Raw genomic sequence first — 22,926 nt, 5'->3', positions numbered from 1 at the left:
TGAGGGATAGAATGAAAAAATGTAGAGAAAGTGTAGCGCCATTTGCAGATTATCAACAGCTCATGCAACTGAATCCATTTGATGCAATCGTGTTTTTGCAACAAGTTGATAAGACAGTGTTTGAGGTCGTTGAATTTAATGATAAGCTATCGTCAATGATTGAGCTGGAGGATATAACAGCCAAAAACGCTGAGAACTTTTTTACTAAGCAATGCTGGCTGCAATTGTCGGGATTTCTAATTGAAGACTTCAATAAACAGCATACTCTAAGATTAGGTACTGGTCTTCAAGAGAAAACATTTGCGCTTCATGTTCAGCACTTTTCTGAATCAATAGTTGCCATTATTCTTCGAGCGATAGCAGTTGAAGAAAAGCCCTATTTACAGTTCATTGAGCAACATGTAAGTCCAGTGTTAACGACAGATTTACAAGGTCGAATAATTCATCAAAATATTGCTGCTACTGCTACACTGTCGAGAGAGCAGCACAGTCTAATTGGACTAGATATTTTTTCATTACTCGAAAGTAAATATCTCAATGAATTTAAATTATTATTTACCAAAACAATTGAAGGTTCAGCGTTTGGCATGCCTAAATGTTTATTGAAAGGTGATTTGCTAAGTAAAGAACCCTTTTATTTAAGAACGCATCCAACATATTATAATGATGAAGTTGTAGGTGTACACTTATTTGTTAAAGATGCCAATTCATTTATGAATGATCATGAAGCATTCTATTACCTAGCACTAATGGACGAATTAACAGGTATTTGGAATCGAAAAGCTTTTAAAGAGCATTGGCTCCAACATTTAAATGATAAAAAGCAAGAGCATAAGCAAGCCGCTCTTATTTTAGTTGACATTGACCGATTTAAAAAGTTTAATGAATCCCTTGGCGAGAGCAAGGGAGATGAGTTGATGCGTATGTTTAGCCATAGGTTACGGGAGCTTTGCTACTCAAAGTGTTCGTTATATCGATATAATAGTGATGAGTTTATTTTTGTACTAAAAGATGCAACCATCCAAAAAATTGAGCGGACTGCAAACTTGATCATGGACGTATTAAAACAGCCATTTATGATAGATGGACAGGAATATTTTATTAGCGTATCGATTGGGATTTCACTTAGTCCAGCAGATGGTAAAGATATCGAGACACTTGTAAGGAAAGCTGATAAAGCTTTATTTTCTGTTAAAGAACATGGTCGCTCACATTACCGCTACTACCGTGAAGATATGACGGCCATTTTTCCAAACGAAGCATTAATGGAAGCACATTTACGTCGAGCAATTGAATTTAATGAGCTAAGTCTTCATTTACAACCACAAATGGATTTGGCAAATAATAGCATCAATAGCTTTGAAGCTTTATTGCGATGGAATAATCGTAAATTTGGTTTTGTATCACCAGCACAGTTTATTCCTATTGCGGAAGCTTCAGGTTTAATTATTGAAATCGGGGATTGGATTATTGACGAGGTATGTCGATACCAAAGAGAATGGCAATCGAAGGGATATCGTCCTGTACGGATTGCAGTCAATATATCACCAAAACAGTTTAGAAAAGAAAATTTTGCCCGAAAAATTAAAACAGCTTTAAAGAAATATGGTGTACCACCTGAATTATTAGAAGTAGAAATTACCGAAAGTTCCATGACAAATGTACATGAAACATTTTCGATTCTTACAGAACTGAAGCAATTAGGTGTTTATGTGTCTGTGGATGACTTTGGGACAGGCTATTCATCATTAAGTTATCTCAAGCGTTATCCGATTGATATTATTAAAATTGATCAGTCATTTATTGCAGATATAGCAAAGGATGACAAAAATGAAGCCATCATAAAAGCCATTATCTCGATGTCTCATAATTTAGGGTTAGAGGTCATTGCAGAGGGAATTGAAGAACCCACACAAGTCGATTTTCTCAAACGCCATCGTTGTCAAAAAGGGCAAGGCTATTTGTATAATAAACCATTACCAGTTGAAACGATTGTACAACAATATTTTGTTAGCTAGAAAACGGGTAGCACTTACATCATAAAATAGATGAAGTGCTACTTTTTAATTTGTCGTTTTTAAGACCTTTTAAAACAATTGCTGTAAATTGGGACATCTCGGAGGTTAGGTCAAAATCTTCACTATGTATTAACCAATCATAGACATTCGCACGCATACAGCGCTGAATAAGTGTTTGTATGGTAGTAGCAGATAGATCCTGTCTAAATTCCCCTTGTTGAATACCTTCCGCGATATAGGTATTCATTATCTGAAAAATCTTTCGTTGTGGATTGATTAAATAATGATCCTGTTCTACTTGGTTTGTCATAGCAGCCGTATATACTGTACGCAATAAATCCTTTCCTACAATTTTTGTTAAATAGTTCATTTGCTCTTGAAACACTAATAGTATTTTTTCACTTGCTGGTAATGTGGCATCAATATTTTTTTCAACTGTACTATAAAAATTATCAAGTTCCTTAAATTTTTCTAAAATAACATCGTATTTAGATGGGAAATGTGTATAAAAGGTACCCTTCGAAACATTGCATGCCTTCGTAATTTGTTCAACAGAAACATGTTCATAACCATGTTTGTTAAATAAGTCTAAAGAAGTTTTCAATAATTTTTCACGTGTTTCTAATGCCTTTTTCTGTCTGCTTGTGAGTGCTTCCATAGGTAGCTAATACCCCCTATATAAAATATTGTAAAATATCTTCTGTAAAAAATATTCTGAAAATATCAAATTTTTAATTGACGAGATGGATTTCGATTGATTATGATTTAAATGACCAAGGTCAATGACTGTGGTCAGTGAAATTATCTCGTTATTAATGTTACTTTAAAAAATGAAAGTTGGCTAGTATATCATCAAGTTTTCCTGGTGTATTTTCAAGGTATGAGGAGGTCACAATGAAGGAAAAATTAGGTTTTATTGGCTTAGGGAATATGGGTTTACCGATGTCTATTAACTTATTAAGAGCAGATTATGAGGTGTTTGGTTTCGATACGAATGCGAAAGCAATGGAACAATTCGTCGCAGCAGGTGGTATCGGTCTTGAGACAGCAATAGATATTGCGAAACAATGTGATGTTATTATGACAAGTTTGCCTACCCCTCACGTTGTAGAATTGGTTTATCAGTCAGAACAAGGAATTTTACAACATGCAAAGAAAGGATGCCTGCTGATTGATTTCAGTACTGTTAATCCCGAATTGAATGATACGTTACATACAGAAGCTAAAGCTTTGGGATTACGTTATTTGGGCGCACCTGTCAGTGGGGGTGTAATTGGGGCTGTCAATGCGACATTAACCATTATGGTTGGTGGTGACACAGCTGATTATAAAAGTGCTACAGAAATATTCGGAATAGTGGGGAAAAACGTTTATCACCTGGGCACATCTCCAAGTGTAGGAACGCGAATTAAATTACTCAATAACTTAATGATTGGCTTTTACACAGAGGCAGTCGCTGAAACTATTTTACTTGGAGAAAAAATGGGTATTCAGGCAGACACGCTGTATGAGGTATTAAGTAATAGTTATGGGCAAAGCCGTATTTATGAACGCAATTATATGGAGTATATGAAAAATGATAATTATGAGCCAGGCTTTTCGACAAATCTATTAGTAAAAGATTTGAAATTAGCTAAGGAAATGGCAGATGAAGCAGGCGTATCTCTGCGAATCGGTGAAAAGCTGGTGGATCTTTACAGTGAGATTGCGCAGCAGGGCTATGGAGAAAATGATATGTCTGCAGCTTATTTAAGCTTAAAAGAAAAATGTAAACTAGAACAATTTTAAGAGGAGGATATGGATATGACAACAGCACAAGTGGTTAAAACATTAACACATTTTATTGGTGGCAAAATGGTTGAAGGGAAAAGTGGGCGATTTGGGTCGGTGTTTAATCCAACAACAGGTGAAGTCATTGCTAAGGTACCCCTTGCAACAGTAGAGGAAACACGAGATGCTATCGAGCAAGCTCAAGCAGCATTTCCAGCTTGGCGTGATACATCAGTAGCGAAGCGTGCAGAAATTGTACTAAAGTTCCGTAACCTTATCACTGACAATATGGAGGAGCTATTACAGATTATTTGTACTGAAAGCGGTAAAACGATTGAAGATGCCAAAGGTGAAATTACACGAGGACTTGAATCTGTTGATTTAGCCATTGGTGCGCCCCACTTAATGAAAGGAGAATACTCTGTAAATGTTGGAGGTCAAATAAATGCTTATTCTGCAAAATATCCATTAGGGGTTGTGGCGGCAATTTCTCCATTTAATTTCCCCATCATGGTGCCTCTAGCGCAAACGAGTATGGCCCTTGCTGTAGGAAACGCGGTGATTTTAAAAGCATCCGAACGTGTGCCGATGACTGCATTGTATGTTAGTGAGCTTTGGAAGAAGGCAGGGTTGCCTGATGGTATTTGGACAGTGGTCAATGGTGATAAAGATGCGGTCAATGAACTTTTAGAAAACCCAACTGTGCAAGCGATTTCATTTGTTGGATCAACACCAGTGGCAAAGTATATTTATGAAACTGGATCAAAATACGGAAAACGCGTTACGGCACTAGGCGGGGGTAAAAATAATATGGTTGTAATGCCAGATGCCGATCTTGAACAGGTAGCTAATGCCTTTATTGGAGCAGCATATGGGGCAGCCTCTCAACGCTGTATGGCGATATCTACTATTATGCCTGTAGGAAAGGATACTGCAGATCGTCTAGTGGAGATTCTGAAGGAAAAAATCTCTAATCTTAAGGTCGGCCCTTATACAAACCCTGATTCAGATTTCGGCCCTGTTATTTCTCAACAATCAAAAGAAGCAATACTTACTGCAATTGATCGAGGAGAAGCAGAAGGAGCTTTAGTAATCTGTGACGGACGGGAACTTGACATTGTTAAAGAGTCTAAAGGGTTTTATGTAGGACCTACATTATTAGATCATGTAAAGCCAGGCATGGAAGTTTATGAGCAAGAAATATTTGGTCCAGCTCGCAATGTAGTTCGTGTAGATTCATTAGAGGAAGCTATAACACTTATAAATAAGCATGAGCTAGGTAATGGTGTCACAATCTTTACGAATGATGGATTAGCAGCTCGCAAATTTACGACAGAAATTGATGTTGGCATGGTTGGTGTCAATGTACCAATTCCAATTCCTGTTGGCTATCATAACTTTGCTGGCTTTAAAGGCTCTCGTTTTGGTGAGGGGCATATGTTTGGACCAGATCAAGCACGTTTCTTTACCAAAACAAAGACAATTTCAGAGCGTTGGATGGCTGGTAACGCCTCCGCAGCATCCACATTTGCATTCCCAAGCAATAACGACTAATAAAACCTAGAGCTGTAGAGACATACAGCTCTTTTTCTAAAAAAGGGGATGGGTGAGGTGTAAATGTTAGAGTATATCGGTCTTTTTGGTAGTTTATTTAACAAAGAGGGGGTATAAATCTACTTATTTCAGCACCGTTAACTGCGCTGTTAGCAGCCTTAACAAATGGTCTCGCATTTTTTCCTCAAACAGCTAATGAAAATCAGGCCAACTTCCTAACTTTTAATTGTAGCCTTAACTGGAGGCTGTCTCGTGGCTTATTTAGTGAGCTACAAATATGCAAAGTCAGTTGGCGCAACATTAGCATCAGGTGCAATAGGTGCGATCATTGCCATTGCCAATACGGCGGCTGTTGTCGGCTTTGAAGGCGTAGTAAAAGCAACGCCATCCTTTATTGCAACAGTAGATGTAATGACCAATATTCCTGGTAGTCCGTTGATTGGAGGAGCCTTAGCCATTGCGGTTATTGCTGGTTTAACAGGTTCAGCATCAGGGGGACAAACGATTCCAATGCCCTTACTTGCACCGCATTATATCGAGATGGGTGTAGATACAGAGGCGTTACATCGAACAATCGCTATAGCATTTGGTTCCCTAGATTCATTGCCACACGGTGGATATGTTGTGACAACCATCAATTCAGTTTGTAATGAAAAGCAGAAGGATGCATATATGCCATTTGGAGCTTTGACGGTTATTATCCCCATCATAGGTACAATACTTGCGATCATATTAATCTTATTAGGGATGTAGGAGGGATGTAGTATGCAAGGAAAAACGGTTTTTATTACAGGGGCAGCTCGTGGTATTGGCCTTGCCATGGCACAAGCATTTGCTGAGCAAGGGGCTAATGTTGTGATTACGGATAAAAATGAACAGCTTTTAGAGGAAGCCGTCTCACAAAACCCCTCTTTAACTTCCTTTATATGTGATGTGACAGAAGAACAAGCCATAAGAGAAGCCATTGATTTTACAATTAATAAATTCTCAACATTAGATATTTTAATCAATAATGCAGGATTTCAACATGTGTCGCATATAGAGGATTTTAAGACAGAAATTTTCGAGGCAATGCAAAAAGTGATGGTCGTTGCTCCCTTTGTAGCGATGAAGTATGCGTTACCATATATGAAGAAAAATCAATTTGGTCGCATTATTAATATGGCATCCATCAATGGCGTTATTGGGTTTGCTGGTAAGGCTGGTTACAATGCAGCAAAGCATGGTGTGATTGGGCTCACTAAGGTAACAGCACTAGAGGTGGCGACGGATGGAATTACGGTAAATGCCATTTGTCCAGGGTATGTTGATACGGAATTAGTACGTAATCAGTTTATGGATTTAGCAAAGACACGGGGTATTCAAGTGGAAGAAGTAATTGAACAAGTGTTATATCCACTTGTCCCACAAAAACGTTTACTTGATGTCTCGGAAATTACTGGACTTGCATTATATTTAGCAAGTGATGTAGCAAAGGGGTTAACCGGTCAGGCCATTCTATTAGATGGTGGCTATACAGCTCAATAGCTTAGGAGGGAAAATATGATTCAAACAAAAACCATCTTTACCGTTCATTCACCAGGAACGATTGTATATGGTCGTGATTCATTTGAAGAAGTAGGAGAGTATGCTAAAAAACTAGGCTCTAAGGCATTAATTATTAGTGATCCAATCATGGACAGTTTAGGCTTTGTCAAGCAATGCCATACACTGTTAAAGAACCAAGGGCTAGAAGTCGTTTCATATTTAGGGGTGACAACAGAGCCAGATGATACGTATGTAGCAGAGGGATTGCAGCTTTTGCAGAAGGAAAACTGTGATGTCATTATATCTGTTGGTGGTGGTAGCTGTATTGATACGGCAAAGGCGATTGCAGTAGTGGCTACAAACGGTGGCTACATAGGGGATTATATGAAAATGGCAAAGGTAGCAGCTTCTGCACCAATCCCACACATAGCGATACCAACGACAGCGGGTACAGGCTCTGAAGCAACAGATGCAACCGTTATTACCAACACGATAAGTGATGTAAAAATGATGATTAAGCAACCAGCTTTTATGCCAACTGTTGCGATTGTTGATCCTATTTTAACCATTACTTCACCTCCTGCCATTACCGCAGCAACAGGAATAGATGCATTGAGCCATGCCATTGAGAGCTATTTATCGCGCTTAGCTCATCCTTATTCGAATGTGCTCGCCTTATCTGCTATGGAATTAATTGTGAATAACATCATAAAGGTTTATGAACATGGAGATGATGTTGATGCTAGAGAAGCGATGTCATTGGGCTCGATGCAGGCAGGGCTGTCATTTTCAAATGCTTCTGTTGCCCTTGTACATGGAATGTCGCGTCCAATTGGTGCACTTTTCCATGTTCCTCATGGTATCTCCAATGCGATGCTTTTACCAGCTGTACTAGACTATTCAAAAGATACTTGTATAGATCGATTGGCAGATTTAGGACAATTTTTTAATAAAACAAAAGAAAGTCTATCACAAGAGGAGCTTGCTCAGCTTGCTATTACTTCCATTAAAAATATGTGTAAGCATATGAAAATTGGCAATTTAAAACAATGGGGAATAGAGGAGCATGCTTATTATCAGGCCATTCCTAAAATGGCTGAGGATGCGCTTGCAAGTGGAAGCCCAGGCAACAATCCGAAGATACCAACCTTACAAGAGTTAATGGAGTTATATAAAATTGCCTATACGTATGAGTTTTAATTATATTGAAGAGAGCTATTCAGACTAATGAATGGCTCTTTTATATTTTTTTAGAAAATAAACTCACATTCTATAGAATTAATATGACATATTCGAGAATATATAGTAAAATTTTAGTGAATCATCATTCATTTTTAACAAAGGGGGAAATGGAATGTTGCAAGGGAAAACGATTATTATTACGGGTGGATCAAGTGGCATGGGCCTGTATATGGCAAAGCAATTCGTGACTGAGGGAGCTAATGTTGTTATAACAGGTCGTAACGAAGAACGATTAGCAGAGGCAAAAAAATTTATAGCGGAGGCTGGTCCCTCTATTGAGACATTCCAAATGGATGTACGTGTACCTGAGCATGCTGAGGCTATGCTCGCATTTGCTATTGAAAAATTTGGTCAAGTGGATGGGCTTGTGAATAATGCAGCAGGTAACTTTATTGTACGTGCAGAGGATTTATCCCCGAATGGCTGGAAGGCTGTCGTGGATATTGTATTAAATGGTACATTCTATTGTTCTTCAGTAGTAGGCAAGTATTGGATTGAACATAAGATTAAAGGGTCTATATTAAATATGGTAGCGACGTATGCTTGGAATGCAGGAGCAGGTGTGATCCATTCTGCTGCAGCAAAAGCAGGGGTACTTTCATTGACGAGAACGCTAGCTGTTGAGTGGGGGAAACAGTATGGAATTCGCGTTAATGCTATTGCACCAGGTCCAATCGAGCGTACTGGTGGAGCCGATAAGCTTTGGGAATCAGAAGCAGCGGCAGCTCGTACACTTGATTCTGTTCCACTAGGTCGTATAGGAACACCAGAAGAAATTGCTGATTTAGCTACGTTTATGATGTCTAACAAAGCAAGTTATATGAATGGAGAATGTGTAACTTTGGATGGTGGGCAGTGGCTCAATCAATATCCATTCTAAAAATGTTTGCATAACGAATAGCTGGGTTGACGCATACTAAGGGTAAAGAAAGGAGTTTTGCCGATGGGTATGTGGTTAATACCAGCAATTATTGCCATTGTAATCATTTCTGCTATTTCGTTTGTCTATACGCTAAAAATAGCCAAAATGACTTCTGAACGGAAATCTGAAAATGATACTCCGATTTCTGAAACAGTTGAAGAGTATGCAACGATGTTGAACCCAATTGTTTGGGTCTATGCAATTTTTTTGCTTTTTTTAGGAATCATGATTTTTTATTACTGGAGTAAGACTGGCTATTAGATAGGAACCATCTTCATTCAGTCACGAAAAACTGGACTGAATGAAGATATACTAAGTTTTTGCTGTAAGGGTTAAAATAATTCATTGTTCATGAAAAACTCTTCTTGGCCTTGTCGTGGTCATACATAGAAAAGTTGTGATATGATGAAAGGGAAGGACTGTTCTACACAGTGAGGACAGAAAAGGAGAAGAAGTTCATGATTTCAACTAACAGCAAAGACTTATTAGCAATGCCAATTAGTGATTTTATCATTTCCTCTGAAAAAGTTGCGCATGTACAAAGTGGAAATAGTGCAGAACATGCACTCCTTGTACTAACACGTACAGGGTACTCGTCCATACCTGTATTAGATTTGAAATATCGACTTCAAGGTTTACTTAGCATGAAAATGATTACCGAATCGATTCTTGGACTTGAGCATATTGAATATGAAAAGCTACCTGATATTAAGGTTGACTCTATTATGGAAAAAGAGATCGCTGTATTAAAGCTGACGGATACTTTCCAGCGTGCTTTGGATTTAGTCATTAACCACGCCTTTTTATGTGTAGTGGACGAAGATGGTACATTCGCAGGGATATTAACAAGACGTGTTATTTTAAAGCAATTGAAAAAATATATTTATCAAAAAGAGTAGTAGCTTAAGAGGGAACTCAGATGAAAATCATGAGGCCCTCTTTGCTTGTATTGGAGGTTTTACAGATTGATGGCAACAGAGGCAGAAATTTTAAAGATCTTAGCTGAAGAACGCAATATGCGAAAAGCAGCAGAACGTCTATTTTTATCCCAACCAGCCCTTTCACAACGATTGCAAACAATTGAGAAAGACTGGGGTGCACAATTATTTATTCGCTCACAGAAAGGTCTAACTGCAACACCTGCTGGCGAACAGGTGATAGCCTATGCAAAGGAAATGCTGACTAAAAAGGAAGAAATTTTTGAAACCATTCAATCCTTAACGACAAAGGTAAACGGGACATTGAAAATTGCTTGTGCATCCATTGTTGGTCAGAACTGGCTACCAAAAATCCTGAAGGAGTTTGTGTCAAAATATCCAGAAGCTAAAATATCACTGATGACAGGCTGGAGTTCTGAAATTGTGAAAGCTCTTTACGAGGGCGAGGCCCATGTAGGCATTGTACGAGGCCAAGTTGACTGGAAAGGAGAAAAGATCCACCTTTTCAGAGATACTCTTTATTTAGTGGACAAAGAGGTTAAAACAATTGAAGATGTGTTAAAGACAGACCGTCCATTTATTCAATATAAAAGTGATTCCAACTATTATCAAGAAATTCAGCAATGGTGGCAGCAGCATTTTGCCTCGAATCCAAGAAAACAAATTTTAGTGGATCAAATTGAAATTTGTAAACAAATGGCATTAAATGGTATCGGTTATGCGATCTTACCTTCTATTACGTTAAATGACCACGATGCCATTCACAAAATCCCTCTGACAAATAACGAAAAGGAATTTGGGCTTACACGCGATACTTGGCTAATTGGTTATGAATCTTCCTTTGAATTAAGGCAGGTAGAGGCGTTTGTTGAAGTGGTGCAGGATCATGCGCGGTGTTTGTTTGACTATACTAAATAGAAAATCAGGCAGCTCCAAGTTGTTTTGGAGTTGCCTTTTGACATTGTAGAAATCTTAAGAGTTTATGAATATTCATGAAGATATCATAAGAAATGGAACAAAATGCAATCTAAATCGTATAATTATGTAACCATCTATTTACATAAAAAGGGGTTGAGCTTTTGAAAAAGACAAAATGGACGGCACTGACCTTACTAGTCATGCTTGTAATGAGCTTTATCTTGCCTGCAACAGAGGCGAGTGCGGCTGCTACGCTAGAGGTGAAAGCAACAGCAGGTATTTCTGGTAAAGCGAAATATCAATCAGTAGTACCACTACAAGTTACAGTGAAAAATAATGGAGCTGATTTCTCAGGAGATATGGCGATTAATTCATCAAATTCTTATGAGGCAGCTTCAGCACTTGTCGTGCCAATTGATATAGCAGCAGGAGAGGAAAAGACATTTACTTTCTATCTTGATGGTTTAGCTGACTATAGTTATTCGGACACAGATTTATTTGCCTTTTATGAGGGGAACATTGAAAAAGGAAAAAAGATTGCCTATAAGGGAACAAAACGTCTGCAATCAAACTTTTTAGATCCCTCATCAACATTCATTTATACACTAACAGATAAAAGTGATCGACTTTCAGCACTATTACGTTTATCAACATTTGTAGCTCAAAGCAATGTGGAAGTATTTAATATCAATCAATTAAAAGATTATACACTTCCAGAAGATTCGCAGGGACTTGCAATGGCCAATGTCATTGTTGTAGATGAAGTGGCTATTGCTGATTTAACACAGAAGCAACAAGAAGCATTATTAAAATGGGTGCAAGATGGAGGTACCTTACTTCTAGGTGCTGCTGACCAAATCAATGCTACAGCAGGCATTTTTAAAGAGTATTTACCTTTGTCATTATCACAAGAAATGACTGCGATTTCTGCAGAAGCTTTAACTAAAATGTCAGGAGGCGGCATTTTTACACAGCCGATTTCAGTTTACTCAGCTACTAGCAGTGAAGGAAGTTTACCTGTATTAACAGAAAATAATACAGTGTTAGCAGCAAAGAAAAAAGTGGGTAGCGGGGAAGTGATTCAAACTACCTTCTCTTTAGGTGATCAACCACTTGCTTCTATGGACGGCTACGGAGCACTTTTAGCCAAAGTGATAAATATTCAAAGTATTTCACAGCAAGGAATAATGAGACAGGGACAATCTCCTCTCGATCAAATATCTTATGAACTTCGTAACATAAACGAATTATTTCCATCCTTCGAAGTATCAGTGAGCTATATGCTAATTGTCATTATTCTTTATATTTTAATTATCGGGCCAATCCTTTATTTTATCTTGAAAAAAGCGGACAAGCGCGAGCATGCATGGTGGATTATACCATCTATCTCTGTTGTTCTTTCCATTGTTCTCTTTATTGTCGGAGCGAAGGATCGTATTGTTCAGCCACAAGTTCAACAATCGGCATTCTATAAAGTAAATGAAGACAATAGTGTAAATGGCTACTATGTAGAGTCCATTCTAACGAATCGCAGTGGGGACTTTGTGGTCAATGCTGACCAAAATACAACGGCCGTTGCATTAAGAAATTATAATAACTTTACAGGCACGATGGGACCATTACATGAATCTTCTTATATAAAAGAAAATGCTAGCGGTTCAACACTAACATTACGTGATTTAAGCTACTGGTCTGTGCAATCCTTTGGTGGAAAAACATCAGCGCAAAATATTGGGAAGATGGATATTGATATTACACTGAAAAATGAAAAACTAACAGGAACGGTTAAAAATAATTTCCCATTTGCATTAAAAGATGTCACATTAATCTCCGGTGTGAAAGAAGTGAAACTGGGTGATATTGAAGCAAACGGAACATTACAGGTAAATAAAGAACTGAAAACAACGGTTCTTCAAAAACCATCTATCTTCAATAATTATAATTATAGTTACCCATCGAAAAAGGATGAGGTAGACCCAATGCGTATTGAAAGAATGAAAACATTAGCATTGCCGCTTGTCGAAAAGGATAACCAGCCAATACTTACAGCTTGGACAGATCAAGCTGTGGTAGGTGTTGAACTAGAAACAAGTGCTAATATGTCACCAATTACGATGCTTGTTCAACCATTTAAAGGAAAAGTTGAGCTAACAGGTCCATTTACAATGAAGCGTAATAACTTCTCGTATTCAGTAGAGCCGCTATCAGCAAATGGGTATTATGAAAAGATCGAGGAAGAATTGAATAAATGGTACCTATCTGAAGGGTTGTACGAAGTAACGATGGCCATGCCAGATCAATTTATGGATGCCGTTGAATCACTTAATGAGCTGACAATTTCTAATAAGGATGTCTCACGTATGCAGCTATCCATTTGGAATAATGAAACGAATATATATGAGCCTTTAGTCGATACAAAGCAAGTGTTTACAGACAAAGTTTCAACATACTTTAATCAAGATGGAGAGCTTCGAATTGAAATCAAATATGGTCCTGATCCATCAGGAGAACAAACAAAGTTACCAGACATAGAGCTGAAAGGAGTGGCAAAATAATGATTGAAATTCGTGATTTAACGAAACGATATGGCTCCTTTACAGCATTAGATCATTTAAACTTATCTTTGGAAGAAGGCGTTGTATTTGGGTTTGTTGGCGCCAATGGAGCAGGTAAATCTACAACATTCTCTATTTTAGCTACACTATTGTCACCGACTTCTGGGGATGCTCTGATAAATGGCAAAAGTGTTGTGAAGGAACCAAAGGAAGTTCGAAAGCAAATTGGTTATATGCCCGATTTCTTTGGTGTATACGATCAGCTAAAAGTAGATGAATATTTAGATTTTTATGGAGCGAGCTACGGTATCCAGTTAGCAGAGCGTCAAGTGTTAATTCCACAACTATTAGAACTCGTAAATTTAACAAATAAACGCTATGAATATGTTGATTTATTATCACGTGGGATGAAGCAACGCTTATGTTTAGCTCGTGCACTTATCCATGATCCAAAGGTACTGATTCTAGATGAGCCTGCATCAGGACTAGATCCACGTGCTCGTGTGGAAATGCGAGATATTTTACGAAATTTAAAGTCCATGGGGAAAACAATTTTAATATCGTCACACATTTTGCCAGAGTTGGCTGAAATGTGTGATGAAATCGGTGTTATAGATAATGGTAAATTAATTGCACATGGCAATGTAGCTGCCATCCAAGCACAACTACAAGGGGAAAAGCGTATTGTGCTTAAAATAACAGATCGTTTAGACGAGGTACGAGCATTTTTAGAGGAAGATCCGCATATATCATCAATTGATGTCATCGACAATCGTTTAGAAATAGCCTTTAACTATCGAGGAACAGACGCAGAGCAGGTGGCATTGCTGAAAAAGGCGATGCTTGCAGATTTACCGATCTATGCTTTAAGTGAAGAAGAGAAAGATTTAGAGGATGTCTTTATGGCGATTACGAAGGGAGCGGACAATCAATGATGGAACGCTTTTATAATCCAGTATTTGTTAAAGAATTGAAGTTACGCTTCCGTTCTTTTAAAAGCTTTTCAGGTTTAATGTTTTATTTAGCTGTACTTTGTATTTTCATTGCAGGTTTTTTATTGCTTACAACTGAATTTACTGGCAGAGGCTTCTTTAGACCTGAGACAAGCTTTATGATGTTTGCTGTGCTTACCATTTTACAAATGGCATTAGTTCTTTTCATTACACCAAGTTTAACTGCAGGTGCCATCAGTAGTGAGCGTGAAAAGCAAACATTAAATATTTTATTAACAACGACACAAAGTTCTACACAAATTGTTATTGGAAAATTACTTTCTTCCGTAGCATTTCTAGTATTGATGCTGGTAGCAGGCTTACCACTATATAGCCTAGTGTTTCTGTTTGGTGGTGTGTCGCCTTCACAGCTTATTTCTATATTTTTATTTTATTTAGTCACTGTAGTAGCGATAGGTAGTATAGGCGTGATGTTTTCTACGATTACCAAGAGAACCATTGTTGCCATGATTGCCACATACGGCTCAATTATTTTCTTAGGAGGTATTACTGCGTTCTTCTTCTTTTTAACAATGGCCTTTCATCAAATGGGCAACGCCATTGGAACAGGTGCCTCCTTTATGACCTATTTCTGGGCGTCAATTAATCCAGGTGCCTTGATGCTGACACTTATTTCTCCTGAGATGGGGGATGCGTTAGCAGAGCTTTCTGGTGTAGAACTACCTGTATGGATAACTTATTTAATTGCTTATGTATTCATCATTGTACTTTGTTTAACGATTGCGATTAAAAAATTGCGTGCCAACATGAAAAGTAACCGATGAGGAGGAATTTGTATGGAGCGTCGTAAGCAATTACGAAAATATATTCAGCGTGCAAAATCGAGATTAACTCTTGAAAGAAGCATTCCCATTGCACAATATGGTTTGTTTTTGGCATTGCTTTCGAGTGCTTCTCTCGTACTTATTTCCCGACTATTTGTCTGGCCATATTATCGCCAAATAGCATTAGGAGCCTTTATTACTGTTATTATTGCAACGATTGCTTATATGTGGTGGAAAAGGGTCAAAGAGCGAGAGGCATTGCATAAACTGGATCATTATTTCTCACATAATGAATTAGTGACAGCTTTATCATTTAAAGATGATCAGGATCCTCTTGTTCAATCATTATTATCGAAAGCAATGCAAAATGCTGAAAAATCTATTTCGTCCAAAGGCGTTTATCGGATTGTTTATTACAACAGTTGTACTAGCCATTCTTTACATGTTCCCAGCAGCTACGCAAATTGAAGCAATAGAGGTTGAAAAGGAGCAGGCAGTTATCCAAGATATAAAGAAGGAAGTTGCTGAATTAGAGAAAAAGGCGGAAACAAAAGAAGTAAAAGAGCAATTGCAAGAACTTCAAAATACTTTAAAAGAAGCTGAAACAGCAGAAGAAGCTTTACGAGAAATTGTCAAAAAACAAAAGGAGCTAGCATTAAAGGAGCAGCAATTAAAGGATAAACAATCGGCTAGTCAAGATGGCACAACAGAAGGCCAAGGATTATCGAAGGAAGAGGTTGAGCAGCTAAAAGAGCTTGCCCAAATGCAGCAAGGGCTTACAGAAAATGCAAATACCACACAAACTGCTATGAGTAAACTTGGTAAACCAGCAAGTAACTCCTTACAAAATGCAATTGCGAGTGCCAATAATGCAAGCAGTCACAATCAGAACAGTCAACAGTCATCTGGTAATTCCCAACCAAGTAATCAACAAGGCCAATCTAGTCAAAATAATGCTCAAAGTGGTTCTCAACAGCAAAATGGTAATAGCCAGAGCAAAGGTCAAGGACAGGGTCAAGGTCAAGGACAGGGTCAAGGTCAAGGACAGGGTCAAGGCCAAGGACAGGGCCAAGGTCAAGGACAGGGTCAAGGCCAAGGCCAAGGTGGTCAAGGAGCAGGAAGTGGCCAAGGCGGTCGGAATTTGTTAACGACACCGAATCGAATTGGTGGGTCAACTGAGACATCAGTAGATGGTGGCGCATTAGGAGATGGTTCCCATGTATCTGAGCAACAAGGAAATGGTCCGATCACAAAAGGTTCTATTCGACCTTATGAAGAAGTAATTGGATCATACAAAGACAGCTATTTAGAGAGTTCAGAGCGTTTACAATTACCGAAGGATTTACAAAATGTCGTGCAATCTTATTTCACGTCAATTGAGTCGCAGTAGGAGGAAAAGAAATGGCCTTTACAGAGCAACAATATGTAGATATGAGTACGAAATTACAACAAGTTAAAGAAGAAATTCATCGCTTCATTGTTGGACAGGAAGAAGCAATTGATTATACCCTGTATGCAGTATTAGCGGATGGTCATGCATTGTTAGAAGGTTTACCTGGTTTAGGAAAAACGATGTTAATTCGTACGATTTCAGAGGTACTGGATCTGTCGTTTTCACGTATTCAATTTACACCAGATCTTATGCCAGCAGATATAACAGGAACAAGCATGATTGAACGTACACCCGATGGGAAGCAGCAATTTACGTTTCAACCTGGGCCAATCTTTAGCCAAATGGTATTGGCTGATGAGATAAATCGCGCCACACCAAAAACCCAAAGTGCCTTGTTGGAAGCAATGGGGGAAAAAACGGTAACAATATTGGGGGATACAAAAAAAATGGCGAAACCATTTTTCGTGTTGGCCACTCAAAACCCTATTGAAATGGAAGGAACATACCCATTACCAGAAGCACAGATGGACCGTTTCCTTTGTAAAATTCTTGTACCCTATCCTGAAAAAAGCGAACTTATGGAAATTATGAAACGAACGACAGGAGCCCAGGAAATTGGTTTACAAAAGCAAATGGATACGGATGCTCTTATTGAAGCTCAGCAAATGGTAAAAGAAGTGATGGTTGCTGATGAAATGCTGGAGTATGCAACGGATCTAGTGGTGGCTACGCATCCTGAAAGAATAGATGCGCTTGATGAGGTTAAACAATATGCAATGTATGGAAGTGGTCCACGTGGTTTGCAGAGCTTAATCAAATTGGCAAAGGCAAGAGCTTTAATGAATGGTCGTTTTCATGTTTCTGTAGCGGATATTAAATCTGTTGCTAAGCCTGTTTTACGTCATCGAATGCTGTTGAATTATGAAGGGGAGGCTTCAGGAAAAACGGCAGACGATGTGATTGATGTTATTTTAGAAAAGGTTCAGCAAGGTATTAGCAAGTGACAGCTAAATACTTATTGCCCGAAGACTGGTTAGCGAAAATCAGTCGCTTTCAAATAGCGACGGCCTCCAAACTACGCGGGCAACATAAGGGCTCGCACCGTTCTCAACGCTTCGGGGCATCCCTCGATTTCTCAGATTTTCGAGAATACCATTTAGGAGATGATGTACGCCAAGTGGATTGGAACGTCTTTGCTCGTACAGATAAATACTTTATTAAAAGGTTTTTAGATGAGCAAGAGATGCGTGTACATATTTTACTAGATGCGACCAAATCAATGGGAGAACATGCTAAGTGGCTATTTGCTCGTCAAATTGTGGCCTCCCTCGGTCTAATGGTATTAGGTCGAGATGATCGTCTTTCCTTTTCTATTGTTCAAGATGAAGTGAAGCCACCATTTCGACGGAAGGGTACCATGTATCGCCGAGCTTTTTTACAGCTAGTAACTGATATAGAGGAAGCTAATTACTCTCATCGTTTTGCCAAGGATGCACTTAAAGCTTTGCCTAAAGATAGTACCGTATTATTCATTGTTACAGATGGATTAGAGCCAATTGAAGAATGGGAACAGCTATTAAAAAGGCTACCACGCTACGCTGGAGATGTTCGCATTTTGCAAATTGTAACGCAAGAAGAACTGTCACCAAATTATTCGGGTGATGTACGTCTCCTTGATCGTGAAACAGGTAATGATGTGAATGTGACGATGTCCTCTAGAGTACTGGAGTCCTACCATGCAAGACGTATACTACATGAAGAAGAATTTGAAGCCATTTGCCGTCGCTTTGGTGTTCGACAATTACAATTGAAAGTGGAAGATGGCTTGCAATATGCGATTTTCCAGCAATTATTAAAAGCACATTGGATTAGGTGAGGTGAGCCGTATTGGGCTTTAGTCAAATTATATTTAGCTGGACGGCCATCATCCCGGTCATTGTCCTACTTTATTATTTTTTTCGAAAAAAATATACAGATCAAACTGTTTCTTCGACACTTTTTTGGTCGGAGATTATGCAGGAAACGCGTGTATCGCCTTATTTAAAGCATTTACAAAAAAATGCCCTACTATATTTACAGCTTCTTGCTTTACTGCTACTTGTTTTGGCATTGATGAATCCTTATATAAAAAAATCAACCATTGTTGGTGCACAAACCATATTTATTGTAGATACTTCAGCCACAATGCTGGCAGGTAAAGAGCAATCAACCTTTGACGCTCATAAACAGGAAATGCTGAACTTGATGGATGAATTGAATGGTCGACCTGTCACATTAATTACAACTGGCGCAGCCCCAAAAGCTGTTTTACAGCAAGAAACAAACACAAATGAAATAAAAAAAGCTATTCAAGATTTACAAGTAACCTATGAAACGGCTGAAATGAATAAAGCACTGGATGTAGCACAGGCATTTGTGGGCGATACACCAACTTCTATCTATGTTTTTACAGATACACTTGATAAAAAGCAATTACCGATGGACAAGGATTCTGTTAAATGGCTAGTAAGAGGCGCTACTAAAGACTTAACAAATATTGCAATTACACGCTTTGCTGCTACGACAGATGGACAAGTTACGCTGGCGCTTATCCAACTTCATAATGATACAAATACCGAGCAAAAGATAACACTCGCATTGAAAAATGCAGAGGGTGAGGAGCTGGTAGCAGAAAGTGTCGTTGTGCCTCCAAATGAAGCCATTACGAAAACATTCAAAGATTTGCCTATTGCAAAATCGATGACAGCTACTATCGATGCAAAAGATGATTATGCTGTAGATAATCAACAAACTGTTTTACTACAAACGACTTCTTCAAAAATTGTTGTGGATCAAGGCATGCATCAACTGATACAAAAAGGTTTTCAAACGGTTAGTAGTGGTGTGAAAATCGTTCCTTCATCGCAAGTAGCTGACAATCAAGATGCTACAGTAATCACAAATCAAACAGCCTTATTAGAAAAGATGGATAAACCGCTTGTATTATTTGGTCGTGATGATGCAGAGAAAATAAAAGCAAGTGGGACGGTAAGCACTAGGAGTGATGCATTGTTTGCTTTTAGTGAACTAAAGGATGTTTATGTTAGTGCTATTTATCCTGGCTTTGCGGACTATGAAACGATTGCTTCTGTTGGAGAAGAGCCGTTCATACAACGCTCCCCTAAAGGAGATATTGTTATTTTAGCGGATATTGCCGATACTGACTGGCCCTTACATCCATCATTTCCACTATTTCTATGGAGTACTGAGCAACAGCTAACAGAATCAGTTGGTTCACTTGGGATTTTTTCACCCAATGAACAGCGTGCAGTAGCTTTAGCGCAAGGAGACTGGAATGTTTATTCGCAAGAAGACGAGTTTCTTTCGTCTGTTACGAAGGGGATGTTAACTGCGCCAAAAGAGCCGGGCATTTATATGGTACGTTCAAATAATGAGGAAAAACAATTGATTGTCCAATTGCAAGCCCAAGAACGTGTTATTGAACAAGGAACAAGCTTTACATTAGGTGATATCTCAGACAACGGGAAGGAAGAAGTATCGATGACCTCTTTCGTACCTTGGCTAATTGTCATTATTTTACTATTGTTTGTTTCAGAGTGGGAGGTGCAACGACGTCGTGGATTTACGAATTGATATGCCGTTAGTATTGTTGTTACTCCTTCCATTATTCTTGTATTTTGGATGGACATACTTTCATGAGCGGCAGCGACTCAAAAGAAGTCATATTGTTGTACTTACTATTCGCATAGTGGCAGCAGGCTGTTTAGTTTTTGCACTTGCAGGACCGTATCTATTATTACCAATAAAAGAAGAACAAATTGTTTATTTAGTAGACCGTTCTGCATCTATGAATGGTACGGAAGATGAGATGGTTCAGTTTATTCAGGAAAGCCTACAATCAAAAAAAGAACCACAGCTTGCGGGCATTTATTCATTTTCCTCCACTTTACAAACAGAAGCCATTTTGTCTAAAACCTTAAAGGAAGTACCAAAACTGACTGAAATCAAAGCTACCGATCAAACGAATATAGAACAAAGTCTACAGCTTGCCACAGGTATTATAGATCCTAAAAAGGCAACTCGTCTTGTGCTATTAACAGATGGTAATGAGACAAAGGGAGATGCTTTAGAATTTGCTTCGAAGTTGAAAGGCTCCAATATTAGTGTGGATGTTAAGACTTTTAGTCAGCCAGTTGTCAACGATGTGTCATTAAAAAGCTTTGTATCCCCTCAGGTTGCTTATGTTGGAGAGCAGCAACAATTAGTGACAGACATACATGCAACATCAGCGGCCCAAGGTGAGCTGTTATTATATGAAAATGATGAGCTTATTCATCGAGAGGCCATTGAGCTGACTGAAGGCACGAATGTGTTTACCTATAAACATGCAGCAACAGCTGAAGGGCTTGTAAAATATGAAGCCGTTGTTCAAGTTGGTCAGGATGCTATTTTTGAAAACAATAAGCTAACTAGTGTCACAATGGTTCAAAGTGAACCACATTTATTAATCGTGAATGGTTATGAAACAGCTTCACCAATCGGAGCAGCACTTGGTAGTCAATCGATTGCCTATGATGTTGTAGCGCCCGACAGTCTACCAAATGAACTATCCAGCTATTTGCAATATAATGCTATTATTTTCGACAATGTGCCAGGTCATTTAGTGGGTGAAGCAAAAATGAGTGTTATAGAGCAAGCAGTCAAAAACTTTGGTGTTGGTTTTACAATGGTGGGTGGAGAAAATAGTTTTGGTCTAGGCGGCTATTTTAAAACACCGATTGAAACCTTATTGCCAGTGGAAATGGAAATTAAGGGCAAAGAGCAATTGCCTTCCTTAGGATTAGTGATTGTACTTGACCGTTCTGGCAGTATGCAAGGCTCGAAGCTTGAGCTTGCTAAGGAAGCAGCGGCACGTTCTGTTGAGATGTTGCGAGACGAGGATACATTAGGATTCATCGCCTTTGATGATCGTCCTTGGGAGATTATAGAGACAGGGCCTCTTAGCAGTAAAGAAGAGGCTGTGGATACTATTTTATCAGTAACACCTGGTGGTGGAACAGAAATCTATAGTTCACTAGCTAAAGCCTACGAGAACCTTGCTGATTTAAAGCTCCAACGTAAGCATATTATTCTCTTAACAGATGGGCAATCACAGGCAGGAAACTATGAGGATTTAATTGCTGAAGGAAAAGAAGATGGTATAACCTTATCGACAGTAGCGATTGGACAAGATGCCGATGCGAACTTATTAGAAGCGCTTAGTGACATGGGCAGTGGACGTTTCTATGATGTGATAGATGAGCAAACCATTCCTTCTATTTTATCTCGTGAAACAGCTATGATATCCCGAACGTATATTGAGGACAATCCATTCTATCCGGCAATTTATAATGCAGCAGGATGGAACTCACTGTTTGCTAATGGTGTCCCACAAATGAATGCATATATTGGCACAACGGCAAAACAGGGGGCTACTGTTGTAGCAGAAAGCGAGAAGGAAGATCCTGTGTTAGCCCAGTGGCAATATGGTCTTGGTAAAACATTTGCCTTTACATCTGATTCAACGGGTAAATGGACAGGAGATTGGGCAAGATGGCAGAATTGGGGAGCATTTTGGCAAACACTTATTTCTCAAATGCTACCAAGCTACAATGATGTAGCCTATGATGTAAGATTGGAAGCAGATGGTTCCTTTATGATTACAGACCCTACAAATGAAGCCGCATTTTTAGATATTGTAGCGGTAAATGAAGCAGGGGAGGAGCTAGAAACACAACTTGAAACCATTTCCGCATCCCAAGTTCGAGCTGTAGTACAAGCTGAACCTGGATTAATTTTCTTCCGTGTAGCAGATGAAAAGCAGGCCATTTACCAGGCAGGTCTAAGTGTTCCTTATAGTGCTGAATACGAACTACTCCCTGTAAATAATCAACTGATAGAAGAGTTGACTCAACAAACAGGAGGTACTGTTTTAAAGGAACCACAAGATGTCTTCCGTGACTTTACGACAAAAGGAGCAGATCGGCAAAATATTGCCACATGGCTGCTCTTAGCGAGTATGCTCCTATTCTTTATTGATATTACCATAAGACGTTTTGGTTGGAATTTCCTAACGAACGCGAAGAAGAAAGAGCCGCTGGTTGAGGAAAAACCTGTACAGGCAGAGAATACAAATGTAGCACAGTTATTAAAAGGCATGAAAAAGAGATCTTAAAATGGAGGAGGCAGTGCAAACTTTAATAGGTTTGCACTGCTTTTTTTGTATTGTTTGAATAGAGAGTTGCTCCCTTTGTAGAGAGCGGCAAGGTGATC

Annotated in this window: 17 protein-coding genes and 2 pseudogenes; 18 read left to right on the top strand and 1 reads right to left on the bottom strand. The window is 38.8% G+C overall.

The features are described 5' to 3' along the window. The first annotated feature begins 11 nt into the window (after positions 1–11). Positions 12–2,018 carry a putative bifunctional diguanylate cyclase/phosphodiesterase gene (locus CD31_RS03240; RefSeq protein WP_036075760.1) on the top strand — a complete coding sequence of 669 codons (2,007 nt, stop codon included), beginning with the start codon at positions 12–14 and terminating at the stop codon, positions 2,016–2,018. A 19-nt stretch (positions 2,019–2,037) separates the two neighbouring features. On the opposite strand, the gene CD31_RS03235 is transcribed toward CD31_RS03240, so the two are convergent. Continuing rightward, a complete protein-coding gene (locus tag CD31_RS03235; RefSeq protein ID WP_036075759.1) occupies positions 2,038–2,676 on the bottom strand; it encodes a TetR/AcrR family transcriptional regulator in 639 nt (212 codons plus the stop codon). 236 nt (positions 2,677–2,912) lie between these two features. Here CD31_RS03235 and CD31_RS03230 point away from each other — a divergent pair, with 236 nt between their 5' ends. The 17 genes and pseudogenes from CD31_RS03230 to CD31_RS03150 all read left to right on the top strand — a co-directional run bounded on the left by CD31_RS03230 (position 2,913) and on the right by CD31_RS03150 (position 22,828). After that, positions 2,913–3,806 carry an NAD(P)-dependent oxidoreductase gene (locus tag CD31_RS03230; RefSeq protein ID WP_036075757.1) on the top strand — a complete coding sequence of 298 codons (894 nt, stop codon included), beginning with the start codon at positions 2,913–2,915 and terminating at the stop codon, positions 3,804–3,806. 15 nt (positions 3,807–3,821) lie between these two features. Further along, complete coding sequence (locus tag CD31_RS03225) at positions 3,822–5,342, top strand: CoA-acylating methylmalonate-semialdehyde dehydrogenase (RefSeq protein WP_036075756.1); 1,521 nt, start codon at positions 3,822–3,824, stop codon at positions 5,340–5,342. Positions 5,343–5,564: 222 nt separating this feature from the next. Then, positions 5,565–6,095 (top strand): annotated as a pseudogene (locus tag CD31_RS03220) (GntP family permease); the annotation flags it as partial. 12 nt (positions 6,096–6,107) lie between these two features. Then, the gene (locus CD31_RS03215) at positions 6,108–6,869 is read left to right on the top strand and encodes a 3-hydroxybutyrate dehydrogenase (RefSeq protein WP_036075754.1); all 762 of its coding nucleotides are present in this window, start codon (positions 6,108–6,110) and stop codon (positions 6,867–6,869) included. A 15-nt stretch (positions 6,870–6,884) separates the two neighbouring features. After that, a complete protein-coding gene (locus CD31_RS03210; protein ID WP_036075752.1) occupies positions 6,885–8,069 on the top strand; it encodes an iron-containing alcohol dehydrogenase in 1,185 nt (394 codons plus the stop codon). Between the two features lie 154 nt (positions 8,070–8,223). Continuing rightward, the gene (gene fadH / locus CD31_RS03205; protein WP_036075751.1) at positions 8,224–8,991 is read left to right on the top strand and encodes a 2,4-dienoyl-CoA reductase; all 768 of its coding nucleotides are present in this window, start codon (positions 8,224–8,226) and stop codon (positions 8,989–8,991) included. Between the two features lie 63 nt (positions 8,992–9,054). Continuing rightward, positions 9,055–9,294, top strand: coding sequence for a hypothetical protein (locus CD31_RS03200; protein ID WP_036075750.1), 240 nt, complete (start codon positions 9,055–9,057; stop codon positions 9,292–9,294). A 197-nt stretch (positions 9,295–9,491) separates the two neighbouring features. After that, positions 9,492–9,932, top strand: coding sequence for a cyclic-di-AMP-binding protein CbpB (gene cbpB, locus CD31_RS03195; protein WP_004224640.1), 441 nt, complete (start codon positions 9,492–9,494; stop codon positions 9,930–9,932). A 69-nt stretch (positions 9,933–10,001) separates the two neighbouring features. Then, entirely contained in the window at positions 10,002–10,889 is an 888-nt protein-coding gene (locus CD31_RS03190; RefSeq protein ID WP_016992439.1) for a transcriptional regulator CcpC, read from the top strand. Positions 10,890–11,050: 161 nt separating this feature from the next. Next, a complete protein-coding gene (locus CD31_RS03185; protein ID WP_036075747.1) occupies positions 11,051–13,444 on the top strand; it encodes a DUF7408 domain-containing protein in 2,394 nt (797 codons plus the stop codon). Beyond that, a complete protein-coding gene (locus tag CD31_RS03180) occupies positions 13,444–14,379 on the top strand; it encodes an ABC transporter ATP-binding protein (RefSeq protein WP_016992437.1) in 936 nt (311 codons plus the stop codon). The genes CD31_RS03185 and CD31_RS03180 overlap by 1 nt, the downstream gene beginning before the upstream one ends. Continuing rightward, positions 14,376–15,221 (top strand): ABC transporter permease, encoded by an 846-nt coding sequence (locus CD31_RS03175; protein WP_036075746.1) that lies wholly within the window; start codon positions 14,376–14,378, stop codon positions 15,219–15,221. Before CD31_RS03180 ends, CD31_RS03175 begins: the two co-directional genes overlap by 4 nt. Positions 15,222–15,233: 12 nt before the next feature. Beyond that, positions 15,234–16,611, top strand: a pseudogene (locus CD31_RS03170) (hypothetical protein). Positions 16,612–16,622: 11 nt separating this feature from the next. After that, the gene (locus CD31_RS03165) at positions 16,623–17,618 is read left to right on the top strand and encodes an AAA family ATPase (RefSeq protein WP_016992435.1); all 996 of its coding nucleotides are present in this window, start codon (positions 16,623–16,625) and stop codon (positions 17,616–17,618) included. Then, complete coding sequence (locus CD31_RS03160) at positions 17,615–18,490, top strand: DUF58 domain-containing protein (RefSeq protein WP_016992434.1); 876 nt, start codon at positions 17,615–17,617, stop codon at positions 18,488–18,490. Before CD31_RS03165 ends, CD31_RS03160 begins: the two co-directional genes overlap by 4 nt. An 11-nt stretch (positions 18,491–18,501) precedes the next feature. Continuing rightward, entirely contained in the window at positions 18,502–20,247 is a 1,746-nt protein-coding gene (locus CD31_RS03155; RefSeq protein WP_036075745.1) for a vWA domain-containing protein, read from the top strand. After that, entirely contained in the window at positions 20,231–22,828 is a 2,598-nt protein-coding gene (locus CD31_RS03150; protein WP_036075744.1) for a VWA domain-containing protein, read from the top strand. The genes CD31_RS03155 and CD31_RS03150 overlap by 17 nt, the downstream gene beginning before the upstream one ends. The last annotated feature ends 98 nt before the right edge of the window (positions 22,829–22,926 follow it).

Origin of the sequence: Lysinibacillus boronitolerans JCM 21713 = 10a = NBRC 103108 (assembly GCF_000772935.1) — a bacterium.
Classification (GTDB): Bacteria; Bacillota; Bacilli; order Bacillales_A; family Planococcaceae; genus Lysinibacillus; species Lysinibacillus boronitolerans.
The sequence above is the reverse complement of the archived record's forward strand: the minus strand, read 5'-3'. Positions and strand labels throughout refer to the sequence as shown.

Coding starts and splice junctions, on each gene's coding strand:
- CD31_RS03180 (WP_016992437.1), top strand. CDS start 13,444: ATGATTGAAATTCGTGATTTAACGAAACGATATGGCTCCTTTACAGCA.
- CD31_RS03230 (WP_036075757.1), top strand. CDS start 2,913: ATGAAGGAAAAATTAGGTTTTATTGGCTTAGGGAATATGGGTTTACCG.
- CD31_RS03235 (WP_036075759.1), bottom strand. CDS start 2,676: ATGGAAGCACTCACAAGCAGACAGAAAAAGGCATTAGAAACACGTGAA.
- CD31_RS03225 (WP_036075756.1), top strand. CDS start 3,822: ATGACAACAGCACAAGTGGTTAAAACATTAACACATTTTATTGGTGGC.
- CD31_RS03200 (WP_036075750.1), top strand. CDS start 9,055: ATGGGTATGTGGTTAATACCAGCAATTATTGCCATTGTAATCATTTCT.
- CD31_RS03165 (WP_016992435.1), top strand. CDS start 16,623: ATGGCCTTTACAGAGCAACAATATGTAGATATGAGTACGAAATTACAA.
- CD31_RS03240 (WP_036075760.1), top strand. CDS start 12: ATGAAAAAATGTAGAGAAAGTGTAGCGCCATTTGCAGATTATCAACAG.
- CD31_RS03175 (WP_036075746.1), top strand. CDS start 14,376: ATGATGGAACGCTTTTATAATCCAGTATTTGTTAAAGAATTGAAGTTA.
- CD31_RS03215 (WP_036075754.1), top strand. CDS start 6,108: ATGCAAGGAAAAACGGTTTTTATTACAGGGGCAGCTCGTGGTATTGGC.
- CD31_RS03190 (WP_016992439.1), top strand. CDS start 10,002: ATGGCAACAGAGGCAGAAATTTTAAAGATCTTAGCTGAAGAACGCAAT.
- cbpB (WP_004224640.1), top strand. CDS start 9,492: ATGATTTCAACTAACAGCAAAGACTTATTAGCAATGCCAATTAGTGAT.
- fadH (WP_036075751.1), top strand. CDS start 8,224: ATGTTGCAAGGGAAAACGATTATTATTACGGGTGGATCAAGTGGCATG.
- CD31_RS03210 (WP_036075752.1), top strand. CDS start 6,885: ATGATTCAAACAAAAACCATCTTTACCGTTCATTCACCAGGAACGATT.